Annotated in this window: 22 protein-coding genes and 1 pseudogene; 7 read left to right on the top strand and 16 right to left on the bottom strand. The window is 70.6% G+C overall.

The window, feature by feature from the left end:
- Positions 1 to 52 precede the first annotated feature (52 nt).
- Entirely contained in the window at positions 53 to 718 is a 666-nt protein-coding gene (locus ABT381_RS03870; protein WP_351587268.1) for a TetR/AcrR family transcriptional regulator, read from the top strand.
- A 38-nt stretch (positions 719 to 756) separates the two neighbouring features.
- On the opposite strand, the gene ABT381_RS03865 is transcribed toward ABT381_RS03870, so the two are convergent.
- Entirely contained in the window at positions 757 to 1,668 is a 912-nt protein-coding gene (locus ABT381_RS03865) for a LysR family transcriptional regulator (protein ID WP_351587266.1), read from the bottom strand.
- 73 nt (positions 1,669 to 1,741) lie between these two features.
- Between ABT381_RS03865 and ABT381_RS03860 the strand changes: the two genes are divergently transcribed.
- Positions 1,742 to 2,587, top strand: coding sequence for an EamA family transporter (locus ABT381_RS03860; protein ID WP_351587264.1), 846 nt, complete (start codon positions 1,742 to 1,744; stop codon positions 2,585 to 2,587).
- Positions 2,588 to 2,597: 10 nt separating this feature from the next.
- Here ABT381_RS03860 and ABT381_RS03855 read toward each other — a convergent pair whose 3' ends face one another.
- The 12 genes and pseudogenes from ABT381_RS03855 to ABT381_RS03800 all read right to left on the bottom strand — a co-directional run bounded on the left by ABT381_RS03855 (position 2,598) and on the right by ABT381_RS03800 (position 12,847).
- Positions 2,598 to 3,146, bottom strand: coding sequence for a hypothetical protein (locus ABT381_RS03855; protein ID WP_351587262.1), 549 nt, complete (start codon positions 3,144 to 3,146; stop codon positions 2,598 to 2,600).
- A gap of 72 nt (positions 3,147 to 3,218) precedes the next feature.
- Positions 3,219 to 4,346, bottom strand: a complete 1,128-nt coding sequence (locus tag ABT381_RS03850; protein WP_351587260.1) for an aminotransferase — start codon at positions 4,344 to 4,346, stop codon at positions 3,219 to 3,221.
- A gap of 117 nt (positions 4,347 to 4,463) precedes the next feature.
- The gene (locus tag ABT381_RS03845) at positions 4,464 to 5,639 is read right to left on the bottom strand and encodes an RNA polymerase sigma factor (protein ID WP_351587307.1); all 1,176 of its coding nucleotides are present in this window, start codon (positions 5,637 to 5,639) and stop codon (positions 4,464 to 4,466) included.
- A gap of 20 nt (positions 5,640 to 5,659) precedes the next feature.
- On the bottom strand, positions 5,660 to 6,067 hold the full coding sequence (locus ABT381_RS03840) for a YciI family protein (protein ID WP_351587258.1): 408 nt from the start codon (positions 6,065 to 6,067) through the stop codon (positions 5,660 to 5,662).
- A 159-nt stretch (positions 6,068 to 6,226) separates the two neighbouring features.
- Positions 6,227 to 7,144, bottom strand: coding sequence for a helix-turn-helix transcriptional regulator (locus ABT381_RS03835; protein WP_351587256.1), 918 nt, complete (start codon positions 7,142 to 7,144; stop codon positions 6,227 to 6,229).
- Between the two features lie 115 nt (positions 7,145 to 7,259).
- The gene (gene helR, locus ABT381_RS03830) at positions 7,260 to 9,446 is read right to left on the bottom strand and encodes an RNA polymerase recycling motor ATPase HelR (RefSeq protein ID WP_351587254.1); all 2,187 of its coding nucleotides are present in this window, start codon (positions 9,444 to 9,446) and stop codon (positions 7,260 to 7,262) included.
- A gap of 398 nt (positions 9,447 to 9,844) precedes the next feature.
- On the bottom strand, positions 9,845 to 10,372 hold the full coding sequence (locus ABT381_RS03825) for a DinB family protein (protein ID WP_351587252.1): 528 nt from the start codon (positions 10,370 to 10,372) through the stop codon (positions 9,845 to 9,847).
- Positions 10,373 to 10,538: 166 nt separating this feature from the next.
- The gene (locus tag ABT381_RS03820; RefSeq protein WP_351587305.1) at positions 10,539 to 10,955 is read right to left on the bottom strand and encodes a tellurite resistance TerB family protein; all 417 of its coding nucleotides are present in this window, start codon (positions 10,953 to 10,955) and stop codon (positions 10,539 to 10,541) included.
- Between the two features lie 231 nt (positions 10,956 to 11,186).
- Positions 11,187 to 11,396, bottom strand: a pseudogene (locus tag ABT381_RS03815) (ArsR/SmtB family transcription factor); the annotation flags it as partial.
- A 193-nt stretch (positions 11,397 to 11,589) separates the two neighbouring features.
- Complete coding sequence (locus ABT381_RS03810) at positions 11,590 to 11,976, bottom strand: VOC family protein (protein WP_351587250.1); 387 nt, start codon at positions 11,974 to 11,976, stop codon at positions 11,590 to 11,592.
- Positions 11,973 to 12,266: an ArsR/SmtB family transcription factor gene (locus ABT381_RS03805; protein WP_351587248.1), complete on the bottom strand. Its 294-nt coding sequence runs from the start codon at positions 12,264 to 12,266 to the stop codon at positions 11,973 to 11,975. Before ABT381_RS03805 ends, ABT381_RS03810 begins: the two co-directional genes overlap by 4 nt.
- 119 nt (positions 12,267 to 12,385) lie before the next feature.
- A complete protein-coding gene (locus ABT381_RS03800) occupies positions 12,386 to 12,847 on the bottom strand; it encodes a nuclear transport factor 2 family protein (RefSeq protein ID WP_351587246.1) in 462 nt (153 codons plus the stop codon).
- Between the two features lie 113 nt (positions 12,848 to 12,960).
- Here ABT381_RS03800 and ABT381_RS03795 point away from each other — a divergent pair, with 113 nt between their 5' ends.
- Positions 12,961 to 13,527 carry a TetR/AcrR family transcriptional regulator gene (locus ABT381_RS03795; RefSeq protein ID WP_351587244.1) on the top strand — a complete coding sequence of 189 codons (567 nt, stop codon included), beginning with the start codon at positions 12,961 to 12,963 and terminating at the stop codon, positions 13,525 to 13,527.
- Positions 13,528 to 13,663: 136 nt separating this feature from the next.
- Here the strand turns inward: ABT381_RS03795 and ABT381_RS03790 are convergent, their stop codons facing one another.
- The 3 genes from ABT381_RS03790 to ABT381_RS03780 form a co-directional block, all read right to left on the bottom strand.
- The gene (locus tag ABT381_RS03790) at positions 13,664 to 14,341 is read right to left on the bottom strand and encodes a restriction endonuclease (protein WP_467753756.1); all 678 of its coding nucleotides are present in this window, start codon (positions 14,339 to 14,341) and stop codon (positions 13,664 to 13,666) included.
- A 164-nt stretch (positions 14,342 to 14,505) separates the two neighbouring features.
- Positions 14,506 to 15,909 (bottom strand): sensor histidine kinase, encoded by a 1,404-nt coding sequence (locus ABT381_RS03785; RefSeq protein WP_351587242.1) that lies wholly within the window; start codon positions 15,907 to 15,909, stop codon positions 14,506 to 14,508.
- Positions 15,910 to 15,941: 32 nt separating this feature from the next.
- Positions 15,942 to 16,631: a response regulator transcription factor gene (locus ABT381_RS03780; RefSeq protein ID WP_351587240.1), complete on the bottom strand. Its 690-nt coding sequence runs from the start codon at positions 16,629 to 16,631 to the stop codon at positions 15,942 to 15,944.
- A 226-nt stretch (positions 16,632 to 16,857) separates the two neighbouring features.
- Between ABT381_RS03780 and ABT381_RS03775 the strand changes: the two genes are divergently transcribed.
- From ABT381_RS03775 to ABT381_RS03760, 4 genes are all read left to right on the top strand, one after another.
- A complete protein-coding gene (locus ABT381_RS03775; RefSeq protein WP_351587238.1) occupies positions 16,858 to 18,177 on the top strand; it encodes a glycosyltransferase family 4 protein in 1,320 nt (439 codons plus the stop codon).
- 82 nt (positions 18,178 to 18,259) lie between these two features.
- Positions 18,260 to 19,747: a hypothetical protein gene (locus tag ABT381_RS03770; protein ID WP_351587236.1), complete on the top strand. Its 1,488-nt coding sequence runs from the start codon at positions 18,260 to 18,262 to the stop codon at positions 19,745 to 19,747.
- Positions 19,748 to 19,890: 143 nt separating this feature from the next.
- Positions 19,891 to 21,075 (top strand): MFS transporter, encoded by a 1,185-nt coding sequence (locus ABT381_RS03765; RefSeq protein ID WP_351587301.1) that lies wholly within the window; start codon positions 19,891 to 19,893, stop codon positions 21,073 to 21,075.
- A 200-nt stretch (positions 21,076 to 21,275) separates the two neighbouring features.
- On the top strand, positions 21,276 to 21,794 hold the full coding sequence (locus ABT381_RS03760; protein WP_351587234.1) for a COG4315 family predicted lipoprotein: 519 nt from the start codon (positions 21,276 to 21,278) through the stop codon (positions 21,792 to 21,794).
- Positions 21,795 to 21,880: the final 86 nt, after the last annotated feature.

The raw sequence follows: 21,880 nt of genomic DNA, 5'->3' as shown, positions 1-21,880 counted from the left end.
GCCCCCGCCAGCCCATGCCAACTCATGCCAACGAGAAGCGGAGAGCCGGACGATGCCCAAGCGCGTGGATCACGCAGAGCGCCGGACCGAGATCGCCGAGGCGCTCGTCCGGGTCGCCGCCCGGCGCGGGCTGCATGCCGTGGGGATGCGCGACGTGGCGGCGGAGGCGGGGGTTTCGCTTCGGCTGGTGCAGTACTACTTCGAGACCAAGGAGAAGCTGCTGCTCTTCGGGCTGCGGCAGCTGACCGAGCGATTCGGCGAGCGGGTCGCCGCCAGGCTCCGGGCCGCCGGGGACCACCCGGGGCCGCGCGCGACGATCGAGGCGCTGCTGATGGCGGCACTGCCGACCGACGAGGAGAGCCGCACCTTCCACCACCTCTACACCTCGTACGCCGTCCTGGCCGTGAACGACCCGGCGCTCGCGGCCCAGCCGTTCATCAAGGACCCCGACGCCGCCGAGGCCGCCCTGGCCGGACTCCTCCGGCAGGCGCAGGAGTCCGGTCTGCTGCGGCCCGGTGTGGACCCCCGGGCGGAGGCGGTCAGCCTGCTCGCCATGTCCGCCGGGCTCGGCACCAGTATCCTCGTCGGCCAGCGCGGCCCGGACTCCGCCACCGCGATCTTCGAGTACCACCTGGACCGGATCTTCCGCCCGGACAAGCACCGCGCTCCGACTCGACAGACACGAAACGGTACGGGGAAGGGTGCGGCCAGGAGCTGAGCCGCTTCCTCGTATCCGTGTCCATCCGGGCCGTGGTGTCAGCCGCCAACAGCGTGGGTCGACGCCGCGTTGCGCAGCGCGTCCAGTCCGGCCTTGACGAGGGGGTGTGCGGCGCTGCCTCGCCGCACGGCGGTCAGCAATTGCCGCACGGGAGTCGGTTCGCCCAGCAACGGGACCCGCACAACGGCGTGTTGGGGCAGCGGAACAATTCTGGGCATGAGGCAGACGCCGAGCCCTTCGGCGACGAGTGAGGAGACTGCGTACCACTCCTTGACCTGGTGGACGATGCAGGGAGTGAACCCGGCCGCCGCACACGCCGCAGTCACCAAGGGGTAGGTGTCATTGTTGTGTTTCTTCACGATCCACGGCTGATCGGCGGCTTCCGCGAGTTGGACTCCCTCGGGTCGGGCGAGCCGGTGTCCCTCGGCGACCAGCAGGTCCTGGCGGTCGGTCGTCAGTGGTGTCTGCTCGAAACGGGCGTCGGTGACGGGCGGCGCGTCCGGGCCGGGCAGCACCAGGGCCACGTCCGCCTCGTCGGCGAGCAGCAGCCGGTAGCACTCGGCGCTCTCTTCCTCGAAGATCAGCGGCTCCACCAGCGGGTGCGTCTTCCGCAGCCGGGCCAAGGCCGGGGCTGCGAGCGCGGCCAGCGCGGAGGACACCCCGCACAATCGCAGCGTGCCCCGGAGGACAGTGCTCTGCTGAGCGAGTTCCGCCTGGGCCGCCTCCCACTGCATCCGCAACGTGTCGGCGTGCCGGAGCACGATGTGCGCGGCCGGTGTCAGCCGCACTCGCCGCCCCTCCGGCCGCAGCAGTTCCACCTCCAGATCACGGGCCAGCAGACGCAACTGCTGGGAGACGGCCGAGGGGGTCAGGTGCAGGACAGCGGCGGTCGCGGTCACTGTCCCGTGCTCGGCGAGCGTCCGCAGAACGTGCAGCCGATGGTCAATCATGCAGTCAAGCCTAAACAGTTACCTGCAAAAACCTTTGCTGGACCTGGATGCTCACGGCGCCGAGCCTGGAGCCATGACGAAGCCTCCCGCTCCCGCGCTGATGCTGGGAAGCGTGCTGAGCATCCAGTTCGGGCAGGCCATCGGCAAACAACTCTCCGGTGCGGTCGGCGCGCCGGGAGTCGTGACCTTGCGTCTCGGACTGGCCGCGGTATTCCTGCTGCTCCTGTACCGGCCTTCGCTGCCGCGCAGCCGTACGGACGCATTGGTGGTACTCGGCTTCGGCACGGCCATCGCGGGGATGAACTTGATCTACCCCGCGTTGCTCCTCCTGCCCCTGGGCCTGGCCAGCGCTCTCCAACTCCTCGGACCGATCACCCTCGCCCTCCTCACCTCGCGCCGCCTGCGTGACGCGGGCTGCGCTGTCCTGGCCGGAGGCGGCGTGTGGCTCTTCCACACCCCGCACGGCACCCACTTCCCGCTCGCCGGCGTGCTTCTCGCCCTGGCCGCAGGCGCCTGTATGGCCGCCTACCTGCTACTGAGCAAGAAAGCGGGTGCCGGCAGTACGGGAGGGGGCCTACTCGCTCTTGCGGTCGCCTGGGCAGCCGTGCTGACGGCACCGCTGGGCGTGCTGCGTCAGGGGACGGAACTGCTTGCCCCGCGAGTGCTGTTGACCGGAGTGGTGGTGGCGATGCTCTCGGCGGTACTCCCGTACTCGCTGGAGCTGGCGGCCCTGCGGCGGCTGCCGACGAGGACGGTGGGCGTACTGACCAGCCTGGAGCCGGCGAGCGCGGGCCTTGCGGGAGTGCTGGTCCTGGCGGAACACCTGAGCGTGGTGCAGTGGGTGGCCCTGGCCTGCGTGGGCACGGCGAGTGCCGGGGCGGTGGTCGGAGGGGATGAGGAGAGAGCCCGTCCGTTGTGAATCCGCACGGTCAGCGTGGGATCAGCGAGCCCTCTTTCGTGACCGTCAGGTGTGCCTGATGGTTACCCGGTGCGCAGTCGCGGCCGTTGGGATAGGTGGGCTGCGGGGTGGTAGTGATCTGTCGGTCGAGCACGGTGGCGCCGCGCTGATTCTTGAATACCAGCGTGATGTGTACCGGCTGTGTTGGCAGGTCGCGTATGGCCGCGAAGCCAGGCCAGGTATGGGGCTCGGGGGGTTGGGAGGCGGCCCCGGTCGCGGTGGCAGTGGCAGTGGCGGTCTCCGTGGTCATTACCGGGTTCCCCGGGGTCGCCGGTTCTTCCGGCCGGGTTCCCCGCAGCCACAGCGTGCGCTTCCGGCATGTGCCGTCCCAGCAGGCCGTGAGGGTCGCGTCGGCCGTCCGGTTCGCCAGTTCCGGGGGGACCTTGACCTGGATGCCGGCGAGCGTGCCCCTCAGGGTGCAAGGGTGGGTGTTTCCCGTGGATCCCCCGCACGCGGTGAGCAGTGCCAGAGCACATGCCAGAGCCGCCAGGGGCAGCGCAATTCCGACGCTCTGTCTCACGTGGGCTCCTCGGTGACAGTCCGACCACCCATGCTCGCACGGCAGCCGCACCACGGAGCTCGCCCTGGGGCGTTACGCCAGGGGGAGTTGGTCGAGGAACTGGCCGAGCAGGTGCAGGCCGGTGCGCAGTGTGTCGGTGTCGTCGGCGAATCCGATGCGTACGGTGTGTTCGATGTCGAAGGCGGCGCCCGGGGTGAGCATGACTCCGGTCTCCTTCAGCAGGCGGATGCAGAATTCATAGGAGTCGAGAGGGGCGTTGTAGCGGAGCAGCGCGGTGGTGCCCGAGGACGGCTTGACGTAGCCGATGTCGTCGCGGCCGGTGATCCACTCGTCCAGGACGGCCAGGTTGGTGCGGGTGATCCGGTGGGAGCGGGCCAGGATTGCGTCCTTGTTCTCCAGCGCGACGCAGGCCAGGAGGTCGTCGACGCGTCCGACGCTGATCGTGGTGTAGTCGCGGTGGGTGGCGACCGCCTGCAGCAGGCCGGTCGGGCCGACGATCCAGCCCAGGCGCAGACCGGCCAGGGAGTACGGCTTGGACATGCTGCCGGTGGAGATGCCGCGCTCGTACAGGTCGGCGATCGAGGTGGTGAATCCGGCACCGTCCTGGTCCACGCCCCGGTAGACCTCGTCGCACAGCACCCACGCCCCGACGCGCTCGGCGATCTTGGCGATGCGGGCCAGCCCGGTGGCGTCGATGAGCGCGCCGGTGGGATTGTTGGGGTTGTTGACCGCGATGAGTTTGGTGTCCGGGGTGACCAGGCGGTCGAGTTCGTCCAGGTCGGGCAGCCACCCGTGCTCCTCACGCAACGTCAGGTGGTCGACGCGGGCGCCGTAGCTGTCCGGGATGGAGTAGTGCTGCTGGTAGGTGGGGACCACGGCCACGACGTGGTCGCCCGGATCGACGAGGGTGGCGTGCACGAGTGCGTTGGCGCCGATCGCGCCATGGGTGACCAGGACGTTGTCCGCGTCCTGAGCCGAGTACAGGCCCGCGACCAGCCCGCGCAGGCGGGGGCTGCCCGGGATCGGCCCGTAGGTGAGCGGGGTGGCTGCCAGCTCGGCCAGTACCTCCTCGCGTCGGCCGGACAGGTCCAGCAGCTCCCCGGTGGTGAGCGAGCGGACGCAGGTCTCGGCCAGGTTGTACCGGCAGGACTCCTCGTACTCGTTCATCCACTGCTCGACCGCGAACTCACGGATCTTCACCGGGGCTGCCCTTCGTCGTCTCGTCGTCTCGTCGTCGCTCTGGTGGTGATGGTAGGAGGAGGGCCAGGTGACCGTCGCCTCTGGCCGAGTGCCGCGGGAACGTCCGAGCGCGCCTCGTCAGTCACGCCGGCGGGCGTTGAGGCGGGCGGCCTGGCGGGTCAGGTGGTCGCGTTCGGCGAGGTTGGGTGCCTTTTGGGCCGCCTCGGCGTACAGCCGTGCCGCCGTCGCCAGGTCGCCGTCGCGCTCGTGGAGGTACGCCGCCACCGCGGCGCGGCGGGGTATGGGGGATCCCTTGCCCGAAGAGCTCGGGCAGGCGTCGTCCAGCGCCGCGAGCGCCGCCAGGCCGGCGCGCGGTCCGTCGGCCTCGCCGACGGCCACCGCGCGGTTGAGCCGGACGACCGGGCTGTCGGTCAGGCGCGCGAGCTCGTCGTACCACTCGACGATCTGCGCCCAGTCGGTCTCCTCGGCGGTGGGCGCGTCGGCGTGGAGTGCCGCGATGGCGGCCTGGGCCTGGAATTCGCCCAGCCGGTCGCGGGCGAGGGCCGCCTGCAGGATCTCGACGCCCTCGGCGATCGACTCGGTGTCCCACCGGCCGCGGTCCTGCTCGGCGAGCGGTACCAGGCTGCCGTCGGGCGCGGTCCGGGCGGCGCGCCGGGCGTGGTGGAGCAGCATGAGGGCGAGCAGCCCCGCCACCTCGGGGTGGTCGATCGCGGCCGCGAGCTGCCGGGTGAGCCGGATGGCCTCGGCGGCGAGGTCGACGTCGCCGGAGTAACCCTCGTTGAAGACCAGGTAGAGGACGCGCAGCACGGTGGCGACGTCGCCGGGCGTCTCGAAGCGCACGCCGGTCACGGTGCGCTTGGCCCGGCTGATGCGCTGCGCCATGGTCGCCTCGGGCACCAGGTACGCCTGGGCGATCTGGCGGGTCGTCAGCCCGCCGACGGCGCGCAGCGTGAGCGCGACCGCGGACGACGGCGTCAGCGACGGGTGGGCGCACAGGAAGTACAGCTGGAGCGTGTCGTCCACCGCGGGCGCGGGCCCGGCCGCCGGCTCCTCCTCGACGAGGTCCTCGCGCCGACGCCGGGCGGTGTCCGCCCGGGTCGCGTCGAGGAACTTGCGCCAGGCCACGGTGACCAGCCAGCCCTTCGCGTCGCGCGGAGGGTCGGCGGGCCACACGCGGACCGCCTCGACCAGCGCTTCCTGCACGGCGTCCTCGGCCGCCGCGAAGTCGGCTCCGCGGCGGACGAGGATCCCGAGCACGCTCGGCGTGAGGCTCCGGAGCAGGGCCTCGTCCAGCTCTGAGGTCACCTCGGAGATCACTCCGTGACGGTGGGCGACACGCCGTAGAACGGGCGCAGCTCGAGCCACTCGTGGATCGGCTTCCCGCCCGCACCGGGAGCGGCCGACAGCTCCCCGGCCAGCTCGACGGCGCGCTCGTAGCTGTCGACGTCGATCACCATCCAGCCGGCGATGAGGTCCTTAGTCTCGGCGAACGGTCCGTCGGTGACCGGCGGACGCCCCTCACCGTCGTACCGGACCCACGTCCCCTCGGGGGCGAGCGCCTGACCGTCGACGAACTCGCCGGTCTTCTCGAGCCGGTCCGCGAAATCCTGCATGTACTGCATGTGCGCCGAGATCTCCTCCGGCGTCCACTTGTCCATGGGCACGTCGTTGACCGCAGCCGGGGCGCCACGGTAGTGCTTGAGCAGCAGGTACTTGGCCATCGTGAGTCTCCTCGATGCTGGTGCGACCCATTGTGGTCGCATTCACTGCGGGGACGGAGCCGGTCACGGGTTCTCGACATCATCGTCCGAAATATTTTTTGGCATGAGCATCGATGAGGCTCGATCGGTCGTCTCGGAGGCGTGTCCGGCGCAGGTGGCTCAGTGCAGCTCGTTGGTGGGCTCCGTTGCCCGGGACCGGGTCGCTGCCAGGCTGGCGAGGAGCTTGAGCCGGTCCTCGGAGGTGGTGCCCGGTTCGGCGGTGTAGAAGGTCAGGTCGTGCACCGCCCGGTTGGGCAGGGGAAGATCCAGGGACTGATAGGTCAGCTCCAGGCGGCCGACTTCCGGGTGCTGCAGGCGCTTGATGCCGTCGTGGCGGGTGCGGACGTCGTGCGCGGCCCACATCGTACGGAACTCGGGGCTGAGTGTGGACAGCTCGCCGATGAGTTCGCGCAGGGCCCGGTCATGGGGTTCGCGCCCGGCTTCGGCGCGCAGCAGCGCGACGGTGGCGTTGGCGGCGGCGTCCCAGTCGACGAAGAAGTGGTGGGCCCCGGGGTCGAGGAAGTGGTACCGGGCCATGTTGGCGCGACCGCGCTTGTCGGTGGTCTCGCTGTCGAACATCGGCGCGTGCAGGGCGCGGGCCAGCGGGTTCGCGGCGACGACGTCCATGCGGCCGTTGCGTACGAAGGCAGCGGACATGGTGACGGAGTCGAGCAGCCACTGGACGGGTGGTGGGGCCTCGACATTCTTGCGGCGGGACTGCGTGCGGTGGGCGGGCCGGGCCGCGCGGGCCAGGTCGAAGAGGTACGTGCGTTCGGCGTCGTCCAGCTGGAGTGCCTCGGCGACCGCGTTGAGTACCTCTTCGGACACGCCGCTGATGTGGCCCTTTTCCAGCCGGGTGTACCACTCGGTGCTCACGCCGGCGAGCACGGCGACTTCCTCGCGCCGCAGCCCGGGAACCCTGCGCCGGCCGCTGGTGGGCAGCCCGACCTGCCCCGGTGTGATCTTGGCGCGCCGGCTGGCGAGGAAATCCCGGATCTCGGAGCGGTTGTCGGTGCGGTCGCCGGGTCGGTGGTCCATGCAACCCACGGTATCCGCGAACGGCCACGGAGGGAGGTTGAGCTTGTACCCCCCATAAGCATCCGCCGCCCGTCAGGAGCTCATCGAGACTTGTCAGGAGCTCGTCAGGAGTTCATCAGGCGCTCGTCAGGACGACGAGTTGCTGGGTCGCGCGGGTCATCGCAACATAGCGGTCGACGGCTCCTTCGATGCCTTCGCCGAACGTCTCCGGGTCGATGAGGACAACCAGATCGAACTCCAGCCCCTTCGACAGCTCCGGCGTCAGCGACCGCACGCGGGATGACGCCCGGAACGTGCCGACCCCCGTGTCACCAGCGCCGATGACGCAGGCGATGCCGTCGTCATGCGCAGCGAGCCAGGTGTCGAGGACCGTGTCCAGCTCCGCGAGAGAGCCGTGTACGACGGGGATGCCGTTGCTGCGGATGGAGGTCGGCACATTGGCGTCCGGCAGCGCAGCGCGGATGGCCGGCTCGGCTTCCGCCATGACCTCTTCCGGCGTGCGGTAGTTGATGCTCAGGGAGGCCACGGTGATCCGGTCGAGCCCGACCCGCGCCAGCCGTTCCTGCCACGACTCCGTGAACCCGTGCCTGGCCTGGGCGCGGTCACCGACGATGGTGAAGCTCCGGGACGGGCAGCGGAGCAGCAGCATCTGCCACTCGGCGTCGGTCAGTTCCTGAGCCTCGTCCACGATGATGTGCGCGAACGGGCCGGCGAGCAGGTCCGGTTCGGTGCCGGACAGCGCGCCCTCGTCGATCAGAGTGTCCTGCAGGTCCTGTCCGCGCAGCATCCCCACCGCGCCTTCGCTCTCGTCGATCTCGGTGTCCTGCAGGATGCCGTCGATGACATCGGCCCTGCGCGCACGTTCGGCGGCGACAGCGGCTTCGTGCCGACGCTTGCGTACGGACGCCTCCGGGTCGCCGAGCCGCTGCCGTGCCGCGTCCAGGAGCGGCAGGTCGGACACCGTCCAGGCCTGGGCGTCCGCGCGCTGGAGCTTCCGTACCTCATCGAGGCTGAGCCAGGGAGCGCATTTACGCAGGTAGGCAGGCACCGACCACAGGTCTCCGACGAGGTCGGCCGCTTCGAGTATCGGCCACGCACGGTTGAGGGTCCTGATCAGCTCCCGGTTCTGCAGCAGCGACCTCCGGAGCAGCTGGGGCGAGACCGCGCCGTCGTCCTCGTACTCCTCCGTGTGCTTGTCCATGAGGATCGTGAGCAGCTCCTCGCGGATCTGGTCGCGCGCCTCGTTGTGCGGGGTGCCGGGCTCCACGGCCGCGAACGCCGCGGCCCAGTCCTCGGCGCTCAGCCAGACGTCGGACCAGTGACTGGAGACCGTCATCCCCTCGGTGGGCGGCTCCTCGTAGATGCCGACGGCCGGCTCGATCGCCTTCACCAGGTCCGCGGACGCCTTCAGCTGGGCCACGCTCGGGTCGGTCTCGACCGCCGCTCCGGCCCCCTCGGTGACGAGGTCGCGCACGGTGCAGGTCTGCACGCCCTCCTCGCCGAGGCTCGGCAGGACATCGGCGACATAGGCCAGGTAGGGCCGGCTCGGACCGACGAACAGCACACCGCCCCGACGGTGACCGAGGCGCGGGTCGGCGTAGAGGAGGTGGGCGGCGCGGTGCAGAGCGACGACGGTCTTGCCCGTACCGGGACCACCGTCGACGACGAGGGCGCCGCGGGAGCCGGCCCGGATGACGGCGTCCTGGTCGGCCTGGATGGTGCCGAGTACGTCGCGCATCCGGTCCGACCGGTTGCTGCCCAGGCTGGCGATGAACGCGGACTGGTCGTCGAGCGCGGCGTGCCCTTCGAGCCCGTCGGCGGTGAACACCTCGTCCCAGTAGTCGCTGACCCGGCCGCGGGTCCAGCGGTACCTGCGGCGGCTCGCCAGGCCCATCGGGTTGGCGTGGGTCGCCGCGAAGAACGGCTCGGCCGCGGGGGAACGCCAGTCGAGCAGCAGCCGGCGCCCCGTGCTGTCGGTGAGGCCGAGGCGTCCGATGTACACGGGCTCGGGGCTGTCCGCACGGACGATGTGCCCCAGGCACAGGTCAAGACCGAAGCGACGCAACGCGCGCAGGCGGGCGGCCAGCCGGTGGATCTCCGCGTCCCGGTCCATCGCCGCCCGGCCGATGCCGCCGGGCGCCTTGCGCTCGGCATCGAGGCGGTCGGACAGTTCGGCGATCGTCTGCTCAAGGCTCTCCGCGATGGCCGCGAAGTGCTGCTCGTCGCCGTCGATCAGCGTCGGGTCCGCCTTGGGGGAGAGGCGGTCGGGCAGGTCGAACGCGCTGGTGGCCAGGGGATTCATGTCATCAGCTCCGGTCCGGGGTCGCTGCCGCGACGGCCGACGGCGCGCCCGCCCGCGCCTCAGTGCCGAGCGCCCGCACCCGCAGCGCGCGTCCCCTCACCGGCCCGACGACGTCACCGCATGACTCACAAACCGACAACACCACACGCACTTCGTGAATCTCCAATTTCGGCAGGTTCTGGCCTCGGCCCGCGATTCTGCCCCACGACCGGGGCCTTGCGGCAAGCCCCCCAGTGCGCTATAAGTTGAGAGTGGCAAGGAGTGGGTATTCCTCTTTGCCTTTCTCTTTGTGACGACAGGCCCTACCTCACACTTTTCGGCCCGTCGCGGGGTCCGCAGCCGACGATGGTGGCAGCGACTGCGGGGTGCCGGCGTGGTCTGTTCCCGCCGGCGCTGCGCTACTCGCCGGTGACCCCGTCGGCGAGTTCGCGGACCACGTCGAGCTGGCCGACGTGTCGGGCGTACTCCTGCAGCACGTGGAACAGGATCCAGCTCAGCGCCGGGTGGTGGTCAGGGGGATTGAAGCCGCCACCGCTGCGTGCGGGTTCCTGCAGTTCGGCGCCCGCCACGATCTTGCGGGATCGCGCGCACTCGTCCAGGAAGAGGTCTCGGATCTCTTCTGTCGATTCCTCGGCGCCGACCTGCCATTTTCGTGTGTCCGGGTCTTCATCGCCCCAGACGGCATCCACTGATTCGGCGGCGAACCCCCAGCGGAACCATCGCCGTTCCACGAACGCGAGGTGCTTGAGCAGAGCGAGCGGGGCCCAGCCGGACGGGAGCCTGCTGGTACGCAGGTCCTCCTCGGACATGCCGTCAAGCTTGCGCAGCAGCGCGGCACGGTAGTAGTCGAGGTAAGCGAGCACCAGCTCGCGGGGGTCGGTCAAGGTGTCCGGCGGCTCTACCGCGGGCTCGGGGGAAGCGATCATGCGCCGGAGGGTAGCGCCGGGCGGGCTCTGCGGCCTACCCGGTATCGCCGAGACAGCGGGCCTCCTACGGTCCGCGATCTTCACCGGGTTGTCTCAGGCCGCCTCGGCGAGCGGGTGGCCTTGGAGCACTGATGCAGGGCGGCAGCCTTGAGGGCCACGCCCGGAATCACAGGTCGAAGTCCTGCGGGGCCAGCCCGAGTGCATGGCAGGCTTCGCGGACGACGGCCTGTTCACTTTCGATGAAGGCGCCGTCCGCGCCGCCGATGATGATGCCGATCTGGATGACGGCGCGGGCTTCGGTGGGTTTCCTCTTCGCCTTGCCGACCTCGTGCAGGACGGTGGTCTTCCCGTGGTCGAAATTGAGGGCCAGCCGGTCGAGGTTGTCTTCGAAACGGCGCTGCAGGTCGTCCGCGGCGAAGTTCTGCAGTACCTCGTTCGTGGCGATGAGTTGAGCGACCCGGACCTGCTCAGCGGGGTCGATGATGCCGTCGGCGGCAGCGACCAGGGCGCACATCGCCATGCTCGCGTCGCGGAACGCGCCGCTCCGCAATTCGTGCTTGCGCGCGACCAGTTGGGCCTGCATCGCCGAGGCGGATGCCTTGAGGCGGTCCCAGACCGCTACCCGCCCTCCCGTGGCCGGGTGATGGGTGCCCGCCTGCCGCTGCCGGGTCGACGTCCTGTCCGTGAGGCTCCGCTCGCCCGAGCCGGCCTCCTGATGGCTGTCGGCGCAGGCGTCGGTACCGTCCGGAAGGGCGGGTGGCAGGCGGCAGTGATCGAGATAGTCCTGCAGAGCGGAGAGGCGCTGGTCCAGTGTGACGTCGGCGACCCGGTAGTAGATCTGCTTCCCGTCCTTACGGGCGTCGATCAGACCGCCGCGATGGAGGAGGCGCAGATGTTCGGAGGCGGTGGAGGGGCTCAGGCCGTTGCGCTCGGCTATCTCGCCGGCGGTGAGTTCGCCGGTGCCCGAGAAATGCGTCAGCATCCGCCGCCGGGTCTCGCTTGCCAGTGCCTTGAGGAAGACCACCGTTTCCTCGTCCAACGGTGTCTCCTGCACCTGCACCTGCACCCTGCTCACGACCACCTCCGGCCAGTGCGCTGACGCCTCGATCGACAGTCGCGTAGAAGCACTCACTTTCTCACAGCGCCGAAGCCGCCTCGCTGCCGGTCCGGCCCCGGCCGGCGCCAGTGGATCGCGGCCGGTGCCTGGGGGGGGCGCCTTACTTGGTGTGCATGATCTGGATCAGGTTGCCGCAGGTGTCGTCCAAAACCGCAGTGGTGACCGGGCCCATCTCCAGCGGGTCCTGCGTAAAGCGCACCCCGAGCCCGCTCAGCCGGTTGAACTCCGCTTGTACGTCGTCCACGGCGAAAGCGGTGGCCGGGATGCCGTCCTGGACCAGCGCCGTCTTGTACGGCTGTACCGCAGGATGGCCGGAGGGCTCCAGTACCAGTTCGGTCCCGTCGGGATCTTCCGGCGAGACCACGGTCAGCCACCGGTCCTCACCCAACGGAACGTCGTGCTTCTTCACGAAGCCCAGCACGTCCGTATAGAAACGCAGGGCCTTCTCCTGGTCATCGACGAAGACGCTGGTCAGGTGGATCCTCATGGTGTGCTCTCCGGTGCGTCGGGCCTGAGCCATCGGGTCGCGATGCGCTCAAGAGGTTCGGTGTTCAGATCGTGGAACTTGTAGCGGCCCTGGCGCCGCGAAACGACCAGACCCGCGGATTCGAGTACGGCCAGGTGCTGGCTGATCGCCTGGCGGGACAGCCCCAGGCCGTGCTTGGTCACCAACCGTGCGCATATCTCGAACAGGGTCTGGCTGTCCCGTTCCACCAGCTCATCAAGGATGCGCCGACGGGTTGGGTCGGCGAGTGCCTTGAAGACATCCTCCGTCATAATCATCCACCATAGGCAAGTGGCGGCTTGCCTATCAAGTCGGGCGCTCTGACGGCGTTGCCTGATCGAAGAGAGGTGGCGTGGCGGCGGGCCACCTTGAGGTGGCGTGGTGGCGGGCGCTATCGGAGTGGGATGTCGATCCCGTACTCGTCCATGGGCCGGGGGCCGTGAATGCGCCTGTCGGCTTCGGTGATGGCGATGTCGTTGATGCTCGCCTCGCGGCGTCCCATCAAACCGCGCTCCTCGAACTCCCACAGCTCGTTTCCGTAACTGCGCCACCACTGGCCGTCGGCGTCGTGCCACTCGTACTGGAAGCGGACGGCGATCCGGTTCTCGTGGAAACTCCAGAGGCTCTTGCGCAGCGCGTAGTCCTGTTCGCGCTCCCATTTCTGCGTCAGGAAAGCGACGATTTCCTCGCGGCCGCTGACGAACGTGTCCCGGTTCCGCCACGTCGAGTCCGGCGTGTAGGCGAGTGCCACGCGTTGGGGATCGCGCGTGTTCCACGCATCCTCGGCCGCCTGGACCTTCTGCAGGGCTGTCTCCCGCGTGAATGGCGGGTAGGGCGGGCGTTCTTCCGGCACTGCGACCCCCTCGGGGTGAGACCTTCTCAGGGTGAGACCTGGCGAGAACGTGCGTTCTCCACCGGTAAGGCATAGGCTAGAGAACGATCGTTCTCAACGTCAAGGAGCCCCGGATGCCAGCCCCGATCACCGAGGAACGGAGCCGCCAGGACCGTGAGGCACTGCTCGACGCAGCGGAGAGGCTCTTCTATGAGCGAGGCATACAGGCGGTCGGAATGGATGAGGTCCGCGCAGCGTCTGGTCTGCCACTGAAGCGGATCTACCGATTGTTCGCGGCGAAGGAGGACCTCGTCGTCGCGATGCTCAAACGCCGCGACCAACGATGGAGGGGAGACCTGGCCGCCCATGTCGATCAGGTCCCGGATCCTCGCGAGCGCGTACTCGCGATCTTCGACTGGCTTGCGGAGTGGTTCGCAGAGCCGGGTTTCCGTGGCTGCGCCTGGGTCAATGCCCATGGCGAACTCGGCCCGACGTCCGAGGCGGTACTGGTCGAAGTCCGGTCGCACAAGCAGGAGTTCCACGACCAGGTTGCGGCGTGGGTCCACGCCACTGGGGTGCCGGTGGCTGAACCGGTCTTCCTGCTCGCCGAAGGAGCCATTGTGACCGCCGGCATCAGCGGCGACCCAGCCCCAGCCCGCCATGCACGCGCAGCCGTCGAGATGTTGCTCGGGACGCCTTGACGCCTGGCCACACGGTCAACGATCTGGTGGCCCACAGCAATTAGAGCCCCAGCAACACGGCGACCGTCTCCAGGTCGACCCAGAAAGTCGGTACGGCTTCTGGCTCTGGCGCACATACGAGGCACGAGTGACAGGGCTATGGCAGTGAGTCGGGCTTGCGTGGTGCGGGCAGTCGGGGGAGGAGCTCCCACAGGGGGCGGGAGCCTGCCGCCCAGGTGGCGAGTGTCTGGCGGTCGACCAGGTGCAGCCGTTGGGACTTCGCCAGCGGGGGGCACTTGGCGGTGAACCGGCCGTTGGTCACCAGGACCACCACGTCCGCGCCGTGCAGCTGCCGCGCGGTGCCGTTGAGGACGTGCAGGTCAGGGGTGCCGACGGGGGAGCCGGCCGCGCCGGCGCTGCGGTGCTTGCACTGGATGACCCACCGCCTCCCGTACGGGTCGGTTGCTTTCACATCGGCGCCGTTGTCGCCGGCCCCGCCGACCTGTACCGCATCCCGGCAGCCGTCGCGGTGCATCAGGTCCCGTATCGCGTGCTCGAACTGCCGGTGGTGCAGGGCGTCCAGTTGCGCCAGCTGATAGCGCAGCCCCTGCATCCGGATCCGCTCCCACCGTGCCTGCTGGGCCCGGTGGTGCAACCAGTAACCGCCGGCCGCCGCAACGATTACCGCGAGCAGGAGAAGCAGCCACCAGTGGAGGAGCAGCCACTGGACGACCGCGATGAGCACGGTGGCCGCTATGACCAGGCACGCGATGGTCGCCAGCTGCTGATTCTGCCGCGCCGCCTTACTGCGGCGACGCGCCGGCCGCCGCGTCACGGCTTCGCCCTGTGGACGCCGGCTCGGCCTCCACCGACCGCTGCGGTTGCGGTTGCGGCTGCGCTCGGTCACGTGGCCCCCTTGTTCGGTGTGACATTTTGTTCCGTGTGACGTCGCTCAGTACAGAACGTGCCGCGCTCACCGGCCCCGCTCACCGGCCCCGCTCAGCGCCGTACCGCCGTGCCGAGCGTGAAGCCGATGGTGGCGCCGCCGTCCGGGCGGTTGTGGGCGAAGGCTGTGCCGTTGTGGGCGGTGGCGACCTCGTGGACGATGGCGAGGCCGAGGCCGGAGCCCGGCAGGCTGCGGGCGGCGTCGGCGCGGTAGAAGCGGTCGAAGACCCGGGGGAGGTCCGCTTCGGGGACGCCGGGGCCGCGGTCGCGTACCTCGATGCGCGGGCCGGTGACGACGACCTCGACGGGGGCGGTGCCGTCCGCGTCGAACTTCGCCGCGTTCTCAAGGAGGTTGGAGATGGCCCGTTGGAGGGCTCCGGGGCGCGCTTCGGCCACGGTGTCGTCGGCCTGGACGACGATCTCCCGGCCGGTGCGGCGCCGGGCGCGTGCCGCGGCCTTTTCCGCCACCTCGCTCAGCGCGGTCTCTACCGGTTCCTCGTCGTTGCGGTGTCCGGCGGCCAGTTCGACGAGCTCGTTGACCAGGTCGGTCAGCTCGCGCGCCTCGCCCGCCATGTCCTCAACGAGCTCCTCCCTGGCCCGCGGCGGCAGTTCGGAGAGGCGGCGGAGCAGGGCGATGTTGGTACGCAGGGAGGTCAGCGGGGTGCGCAGCTCGTGCCCGGCGTCCTGGACCAGGCGCCGTTGGTCCTCCTCGGAGCGGGCGAGGCGGCCGAGCATGTCGTCGAAGGCGCGCCCGAGGCGACCCACCTCGTCGGGGCCGGCGACCGGCACGGCCATGTCGAGGCGTCCGGTCTCCGCGACCGTCTCCGCGACGCCGGTCAGGCGTACCAGGCGTCCGGTGATCCGGCGGGCCAGCCACCAGCCGGCCAGGCCCGTGGCGAGCACGACCGCCACCGTGAGCGCGGCGGTGCGCCGTTGCAGGTTGTCGAGCAGGTCCTCGGTGTCGCTGAACTGCTGGGCGACCTGCACCGCGCCGCGTCCTCCGCCGAGCGCGACGGTGGCCACGCGGTACCGGTCGTCGCCGAGCTCGGTCACGTACCGGCGGGTGGTTCCGGCCGTGTCGTGGGCGGCGGCCTCGCGGTCCTCGGCGAGGACCGGCAGCGCCGGGCTGCCGTGGTCCTCGACGCCGCCGCTGGGACCGAGCACCTGGACATCGGTGCGGATCCGCCGGGTCAGGTCGTCACGGGGCCCGTCGTGGTCGGGGTCGGAGCCGTAGTAGTCCCGCGGGGTGAGGTGCTGCTGTTCGACCTGTTGCCGCAGGTCGTGGACGACCCCCTGGAAGACGTCGTGCTCGTCCACGCGCACCATGCGGGCGGCCGCGTCATAGCTCAGGAAGCCGACGAGCACGGTCACCAGGGCCGCCATGGCCGCGAAGGAGACGGCGAACGCGGTGCGCACGCTGCGGCGCGGCGACGGCAGGCGGCGCAGCAGCGTACTCATGACGGAGCGCCTCGTCGCGCCCGAGGACATGGTCACACCTCTCTGAGGGTGTAGCCGACACCGCGTACAGTATGGATGAGCGGCGGCCGGTCCGGCAGGTCGACCTTGCGCCGGAGATAGCCGATGTACACGGCGAGGTTCTTCGAACCGGGTTCGAAGTCATAGCCCCAGATCCGCTCGTAGATCGTGGTGTGGTCCAGCACGATGCCGGCGTTGCGGGCCAGCAGCTCCAGCAGGTTGAACTCCGTACGGGTCAGATCCAGCTCCCGCTCGCCCCGCCAGGCCCGCCTCGCGTGGGCATCGAGCCGCAGGTCGGCGGCCTCGACCAGGCCGTCCTCCGTCGGTGGGGTGTCGGGGGCCGCCCGGCGCAGCAGCGCCCGCAGCCGCGCGAAGAGCTCCTCGATCTCGAACGGCTTGGCGACGTAGTCGTCCGCTCCCGCGTCCAGGCCCGCCACCCGGTCGGCCGTCTCCACCCGCGCGGTGAGCATGAGCACCGGCGTGCGGTCGCCCTCCGCGCGCAGCACCCGGCAGACCGCCAGCCCGTCGATGCCCGGCATCATCACGTCCAGAACGATCATGTCAGGGCGGTCCCGGTGCACGGCGGCCAGCGCCCCGACGCCGTCGGGCACGACGAGGACCCGGTAGCCCTCCAGCGTCAGGGCGCGTTCGAGGGAGGTACGGATCGCTCGGTCGTCCTCGGCAAGCAGCACGGTGTTCGTCACCCGGCCAGTGTGCCAAGGCCACGGCTCTGCGGTGCTGTCACAGAAGACGTCACGGGAGGCTGTCGCAGAAGACGTCACGGGAGGCTGTCACAGAAGGCGTCACGGAGGGCGTCACGGACGCTGTCACAGAAGTCCGACCGTCTTCTTACCCGGCTCTCACCCTCTCCCTGCCGACGGCTTACCTCCACCGATCATGGTGGTGGCCGAGTCGGCTGGAAGGGCACCAATGAAGATCGTTTTTCTGCTGCACAACGCCTACGGCATTGGCGGGACCATTCGCACCACCCTCAACCTCGCCGCCGCCCTGGCCGACCGGCACGAGGTGGAGATCGTCTCGATGATGCGGCACCGCGCGCACCCGCGCTTCGCCCTCGACCCGCGGGTCGGGCTCGTCCCGCTGGTGGACACCCGGGCGGACAGCGCCGACCTGCGGAATCCGCAGTACGCCGAGCCCTCGCGGGTGTTCCCCGCGACAGAGAAGCGCTACCGGCAGTACAACCGGCTCATCGACACCCGGGTCGAGGAGTACCTGCGGCACAGCGACGCCGACGTGATCTTCGGTACCCGGCCCGGCATCAACGTCTACCTGGCCCGCTTCGGCCCACGCCGCGCACTGCGCATCGGTCAGGAGCACCTCAGCCACGACGTCCACAGCAAGCGGCTGCGCGCCGACCTGGCCCGGCACTACGGCGGCCTGGACGCGCTCACCACCACGACCAGGGCGGACGCCGCCGTATACCGGGCCAGGATGCCGCTGCCGGGCGTCCGCGTGCTGGCCGTCCCCAACAGCATCCCCGAGCCGGCCGTCCGCCCGTCCGACGGCACCGCCAAGGTCGTCGCGGCGGCCGGGCGCCTCGTCCCCGGCAAGCGCTACGACCTGCTGATCGAGGCGTTCGCCCAGGTCGCGGCCAAGCACCCGGACTGGCGGCTGCGGCTGTACGGCGGCGGCGCCGAGCACGACCGGCTCGCCCGGCTCGTCGACGAGCTCGGACTGACGGGAACCGTACGGCTCATGGGCATGCACTCGCCGATCGAGGACGAGTTCGCGAAGGCGTCGATCGTCGCGGTCTCCTCCGACGCCGAGTCGTTCGGCATGACGATCGTGGAGGCGATGCGCTGCGGGGTACCGGTGGTCAGTACCGACTGCCCGCTCGGCCCCGCCGAGATCATCCGTGACGGCATCGACGGGCGGCTCGTACCGGTGGGAGACTCGGACGCGCTCGCCACCGCGTTGTGCGAACTCATCGCGGACGACGCGGAGCGCCGGCGGATGGGCGCGGTCGCCCTGGAGGCCTCCGCCCGCTTCGACCCGGTGCCGATCGCCCACCGTTACGAGCAGCTCTTCGCCGAGCTCGCGGAAACCCGCCGCGAGCGTGCCAGGGAACGCGAACGTGCCGCCGCCCGCGCGCGGCTGCGGAGCCTCGCCGGCCGTCTCCGGCTGCTGGGCGTGGCCCGTACGGCGCTGCGGGCGGCACGTCGGCTCTCCCGCCGGTCCCTCACACCGGCCACAGCGCTCGCCCCGCCCGCACCACGAGCGCCGCGGTGACCTGCATACCGCGGCAGCCGCCCCGAAAGCAGTTGCCCCGAAGGCAGTCGCCTCGAAGGCAGCCGCCCCGAAAGGGGAGGACATGACCGCGCTGACAGCCGTCCGACCGCCGCCGCACAGCCCGGCGGAGCGTCGGCCACCCCGTACCGTCCCGTGGCTCGTCCTGGTCGCCGTCGGATACGCCGCGCTCCAGCTCGCACTGGCCGTCCCGCACCTCGGCCTGGGCTGGGACGAGACCGTGTACGTCTCGCAGGTCGACCCGCGGAATCCCGCCGCCTGGTTCAGCGCTCCGCGCTCGCGCGGCATCAGCCTGCTGGCGGCGCCCCTGCTGGCGGTGTCCGGCTCCACCCTCGCCCTCCGGGTCTTCCTGGCGCTGCTGTCCGCGGCGGCGCTCTACGCGGCCTTCGCGGTCTGGCGGCCGCTGCTGGGGGCGCACCGCACCGCGCTCGCCGCCCTGCTGTTCGGCAGCTTGTGGATCACAGTGCTCTACGGCCCGCAGGCCATGCCGAACCTGTGGGTGGCGCTGGCCACCGTGGCCGCCGTCGGCTGGTTCCTGCGTGCCACCTCTCCGGTGGCCTCGCGGCGGTGCACCCTCGTCGGCCTCGCCGCCGCCGTGGCGGCCGCGACCCTCTTCCGTATGCCGGACGGCGCCTGGCTGGCCCTGTCGCTGCTGGTCGCCTGGGCAGTGGTACCGGGCTGGCGGCGACGCCCGGCGCCCGCCCTCGCCCTCGTCGCGGGAGCGGCACTCGGCAGCGCCGAATGGGTCGTCGAGGCGTACGCACGGTGGGGCGGCATCGGCGCGCGGCTGCACGTCTCCAGTGCGACCGAGGGCGGCATGGGCGCCCACTGGGCGGGTGGCTACGCCCTGCGCAGCCTCAACGGTCCGCTGCTGTGCCGCCCCTGCCATCCCGGCCCGCCACCGCACCCGGCCCTCACCCTGTGGTGGCTCGCTCTCCCGCCCCTGGCCGCGATCGCCTGCGCGGTGGCGTTGCGTACTCCCCGCCCTTCCACCACCCTCTTGCCGGTCGCCTGCGCCGCCGCCGTCAGCGTCCAATACCTCCTCCTCATCGACTACTCGGCGCCGCGCTTCCTCCTGCCCACGTACGCGCTGCTCTCCCTACCGATCGCCGCGCTCGCGGCCCGTACGATCGGAGCAATCCACCACGCCCCAGCGCGCGTTCTCGTCGCCGCCCTGCTCACCGCGCTCTTCGCCGCGCACCTGGCGGGCCAGTACGCCGTACTGCGCCACAACGCCGACGACGCCCGCATCACCGCAGCCCGCTACGGCACCGCTGCCGACCGCCTGCACGCCCTCGGCCTGCGACCCCCCTGTCTGATCACCGGCAAACACGCCCTGCCCGTCGCTTACTACGCGGGCTGCGCCTCCGCCGAGACCGTCGGCAACAACCGCTCCACGACCACGCACGCCCTCCTGCGGCGCGCCACGCACGAACCCACCGCCGCGCTCCGCCCCACAGGCCACGCACCCCCTCACTACGCCCACGGCTGGACCGCGCACCGCCTCCGCGGGACCGGCTGGACGGCCTACCTGCCGCAGCCGGGCCAGTAAGTTGGGAACAGGCGGAACGGAACTGGTCTTCCGCGCCTGCACGGGACTCCGGAGGACAGCTGATGCGCAAGAAGCCGGCGAAGCCGAAGCCGGGGGAGTCGGTGCCGGGAAAGCCGAAGCCGGGCAAGCCGGTGCCGGGCCGGATGCTGTGGCCGCTGTACGCGGCCGCGTTCACCACCGCCTTCGGCGCGCACGGCATCGCGGCCAACCTCGGCGGCTTCTCCGGGGACGCGGTGACCTCACTCATGGTCCTCGGGGGGCTGCTCGCGCTCTATGACGGCGCTGAGGTACTCCTCAAGCCGCTCTTCGGAACCCTCGCGGACCGTATCGGCGCGCGCCCCGTACTCCTCGGCGGACTGCTCGCCTTCGCGGCGGCCTCGGCGCTGTACGCGGTGGCGGACAGCCCCGGCATGCTCTGGGCGGCCCGCCTCGGGCAGGGAGCCGCCGCCTCCGCCTTCTCACCCTCGGCCTCCGCGCTGGTCGCCCGGCTCAATCCGGCCGCCAAGCACGGCCGGGCGTTCGGCAGTTACGGCTTCTACAAGTCCATCGGCTACACCCTGGGTCCGCTGCTCGGCGGCGTACTGGTCCGGGCCGGCGGGCTGCGGCTGCTGTTCACCGTACTGTCGCTGCTCGCCGCGGCCGTCGCGGTGTGGGCCGCACTCGTCGTACCCCACGTGCCGCCGCTGCCGCGCACCCGGCAGACCGTCGCCGACCTGGCCAGGCGTCTCACCGACCCGGTCTTCCTGAAGCCCACCGCGGCCCTGGCGGGCGCGACCGCGGCGCTCTCGGCCGGAGTCGGTTTCCTGCCCGTCTCCGGCGCGGCGGCCGGTCTGGGCACCGTCGCCACCGGCGCGGCGGTCTCCGCCCTTGCCGCCTGCGCGGCGATCGTCCAGCCCAGGGCCGGACGGGCGCTGGACGCCGGTCGCCTCACCGCGCGCACCGGCATCGGTATCGGCCTGCTGACCACGGCTCTGGGCCTGGCTTGCGCGATGCTGCCCGGACTGGCCGGCATGTTGCTCGCCGCGGCACTGATCGGCATCGGCACCGGCCTGATCACCCCCCTCGGCTTCGCCGCCCTGGCTACGTCCACACCTCCTGAACGCCTGGGCCAGACGATGGGTTCCGCCGAACTCGGCCGCGAACTCGGCGACGCGGGCGGCCCCCTCCTCGTCGCCACGATCGCGACATGGGCCACCCTCACCTACGGCTACGCGGCCCTCGCCCTGCTCCTGGCGGTCGGACCGATACTCCTGGCGGTGGGCCCGATGGCCGTACTCATCACCGGTCGCCGCACACCACACGCACCCGCGGACGACAGCCAAAAATGAACACCCCGACAGCTCGGCCAGCGGCCCACTCGTCACGGACCGCGCGGCGGCCGTCAGTACGCCGTGGCCGGGTTGTTGCCGTCCGGCATGCTGAATGGCCCACCCGGATTGACAGACGCGTTGGGCTGTTCCGTAGTAGAAGAAGCGCACCGCCGTCCGGGCGGCGCCGCCCGACGACAGTCGGCGACGGAGGAACCCTCATGAAGCGCATCGCCATGGCGGCCACGTGCGCAGTGGCCGCAGCCTTGCTCACCGCCGGCACCAGCGGCTGTTCCAGTGGCAAGGGCGAGAAGCCGTCCGCCACGCCTACGCACGCCACGAAGGCCAGTACGGCTGCTCCCAGTGGCACGCCAAAGGGCCCGGCCACCGTGTCGCTCGGCTCCAGCAAGTACGGCAAGATCCTCACGGACGCCAAGGGCCGCACGCTCTACCTCTTCGAGGCCGACAAGTCGAAGAAGTCGACCTGCACGGGCACCTGCGCGGCCGCGTGGCCCCCGCTGACCACCGCCGGCGAACCCCACGCCGGAAAGGGCATCAAGGCCGGGCTCCTCGGTTCGACCAAGCGCTCCGACGGCACCACCGAAGTCACCTACAACAACCACCCGCTTTACTACTACGCGGGCGACAAGAAGCCCGGTGACACCAACGGGCAGGAACTCAACCAGTTCGGCGCCGAGTGGTACGTCCTGACCGCCTCCGGCAAGAAGACCGAAGGCTGACACACCTCTCGCCCACGGCCCCTCACGGGCTCGGGGGTCTGACCGGCCACTCGGTGAACCTGCTGATCGTGGACGGACGAACCGCA

The organism is Streptomyces sp. NPDC000151, assembly GCF_040301705.1.
Classification (GTDB): domain Bacteria; phylum Actinomycetota; class Actinomycetes; order Streptomycetales; family Streptomycetaceae; genus Streptomyces.
This window is presented reverse-complemented; position numbering and strand designations above follow the sequence as displayed.

What these genes read in the sequence shown, in the direction of transcription:
- ABT381_RS03870 (WP_351587268.1), top strand. Translation starts at nt 53, where the DNA reads ATGCCCAAGCGCGTGGATCACGCAGAGCGCCGGACCGAGATCGCCGAG.
- ABT381_RS03865 (WP_351587266.1), bottom strand. Translation starts at nt 1,668, where the DNA reads ATGATTGACCATCGGCTGCACGTTCTGCGGACGCTCGCCGAGCACGGG.
- ABT381_RS03860 (WP_351587264.1), top strand. Translation starts at nt 1,742, where the DNA reads ATGACGAAGCCTCCCGCTCCCGCGCTGATGCTGGGAAGCGTGCTGAGC.
- ABT381_RS03840 (WP_351587258.1), bottom strand. Translation starts at nt 6,067, where the DNA reads ATGGCCAAGTACCTGCTGCTCAAGCACTACCGTGGCGCCCCGGCTGCG.
- ABT381_RS03835 (WP_351587256.1), bottom strand. Translation starts at nt 7,144, where the DNA reads ATGGACCACCGACCCGGCGACCGCACCGACAACCGCTCCGAGATCCGG.
- helR (WP_351587254.1), bottom strand. Translation starts at nt 9,446, where the DNA reads ATGAATCCCCTGGCCACCAGCGCGTTCGACCTGCCCGACCGCCTCTCC.
- ABT381_RS03825 (WP_351587252.1), bottom strand. Translation starts at nt 10,372, where the DNA reads ATGATCGCTTCCCCCGAGCCCGCGGTAGAGCCGCCGGACACCTTGACC.
- ABT381_RS03820 (WP_351587305.1), bottom strand. Translation starts at nt 10,955, where the DNA reads ATGCAGGCCCAACTGGTCGCGCGCAAGCACGAATTGCGGAGCGGCGCG.
- ABT381_RS03810 (WP_351587250.1), bottom strand. Translation starts at nt 11,976, where the DNA reads ATGAGGATCCACCTGACCAGCGTCTTCGTCGATGACCAGGAGAAGGCC.
- ABT381_RS03805 (WP_351587248.1), bottom strand. Translation starts at nt 12,266, where the DNA reads ATGACGGAGGATGTCTTCAAGGCACTCGCCGACCCAACCCGTCGGCGC.
- ABT381_RS03795 (WP_351587244.1), top strand. Translation starts at nt 12,961, where the DNA reads ATGCCAGCCCCGATCACCGAGGAACGGAGCCGCCAGGACCGTGAGGCA.
- ABT381_RS03785 (WP_351587242.1), bottom strand. Translation starts at nt 15,909, where the DNA reads ATGAGTACGCTGCTGCGCCGCCTGCCGTCGCCGCGCCGCAGCGTGCGC.
- ABT381_RS03775 (WP_351587238.1), top strand. Translation starts at nt 16,858, where the DNA reads ATGAAGATCGTTTTTCTGCTGCACAACGCCTACGGCATTGGCGGGACC.
- ABT381_RS03770 (WP_351587236.1), top strand. Translation starts at nt 18,260, where the DNA reads ATGACCGCGCTGACAGCCGTCCGACCGCCGCCGCACAGCCCGGCGGAG.
- ABT381_RS03765 (WP_351587301.1), top strand. Translation starts at nt 19,891, where the DNA reads ATGCTGTGGCCGCTGTACGCGGCCGCGTTCACCACCGCCTTCGGCGCG.
- ABT381_RS03760 (WP_351587234.1), top strand. Translation starts at nt 21,276, where the DNA reads ATGAAGCGCATCGCCATGGCGGCCACGTGCGCAGTGGCCGCAGCCTTG.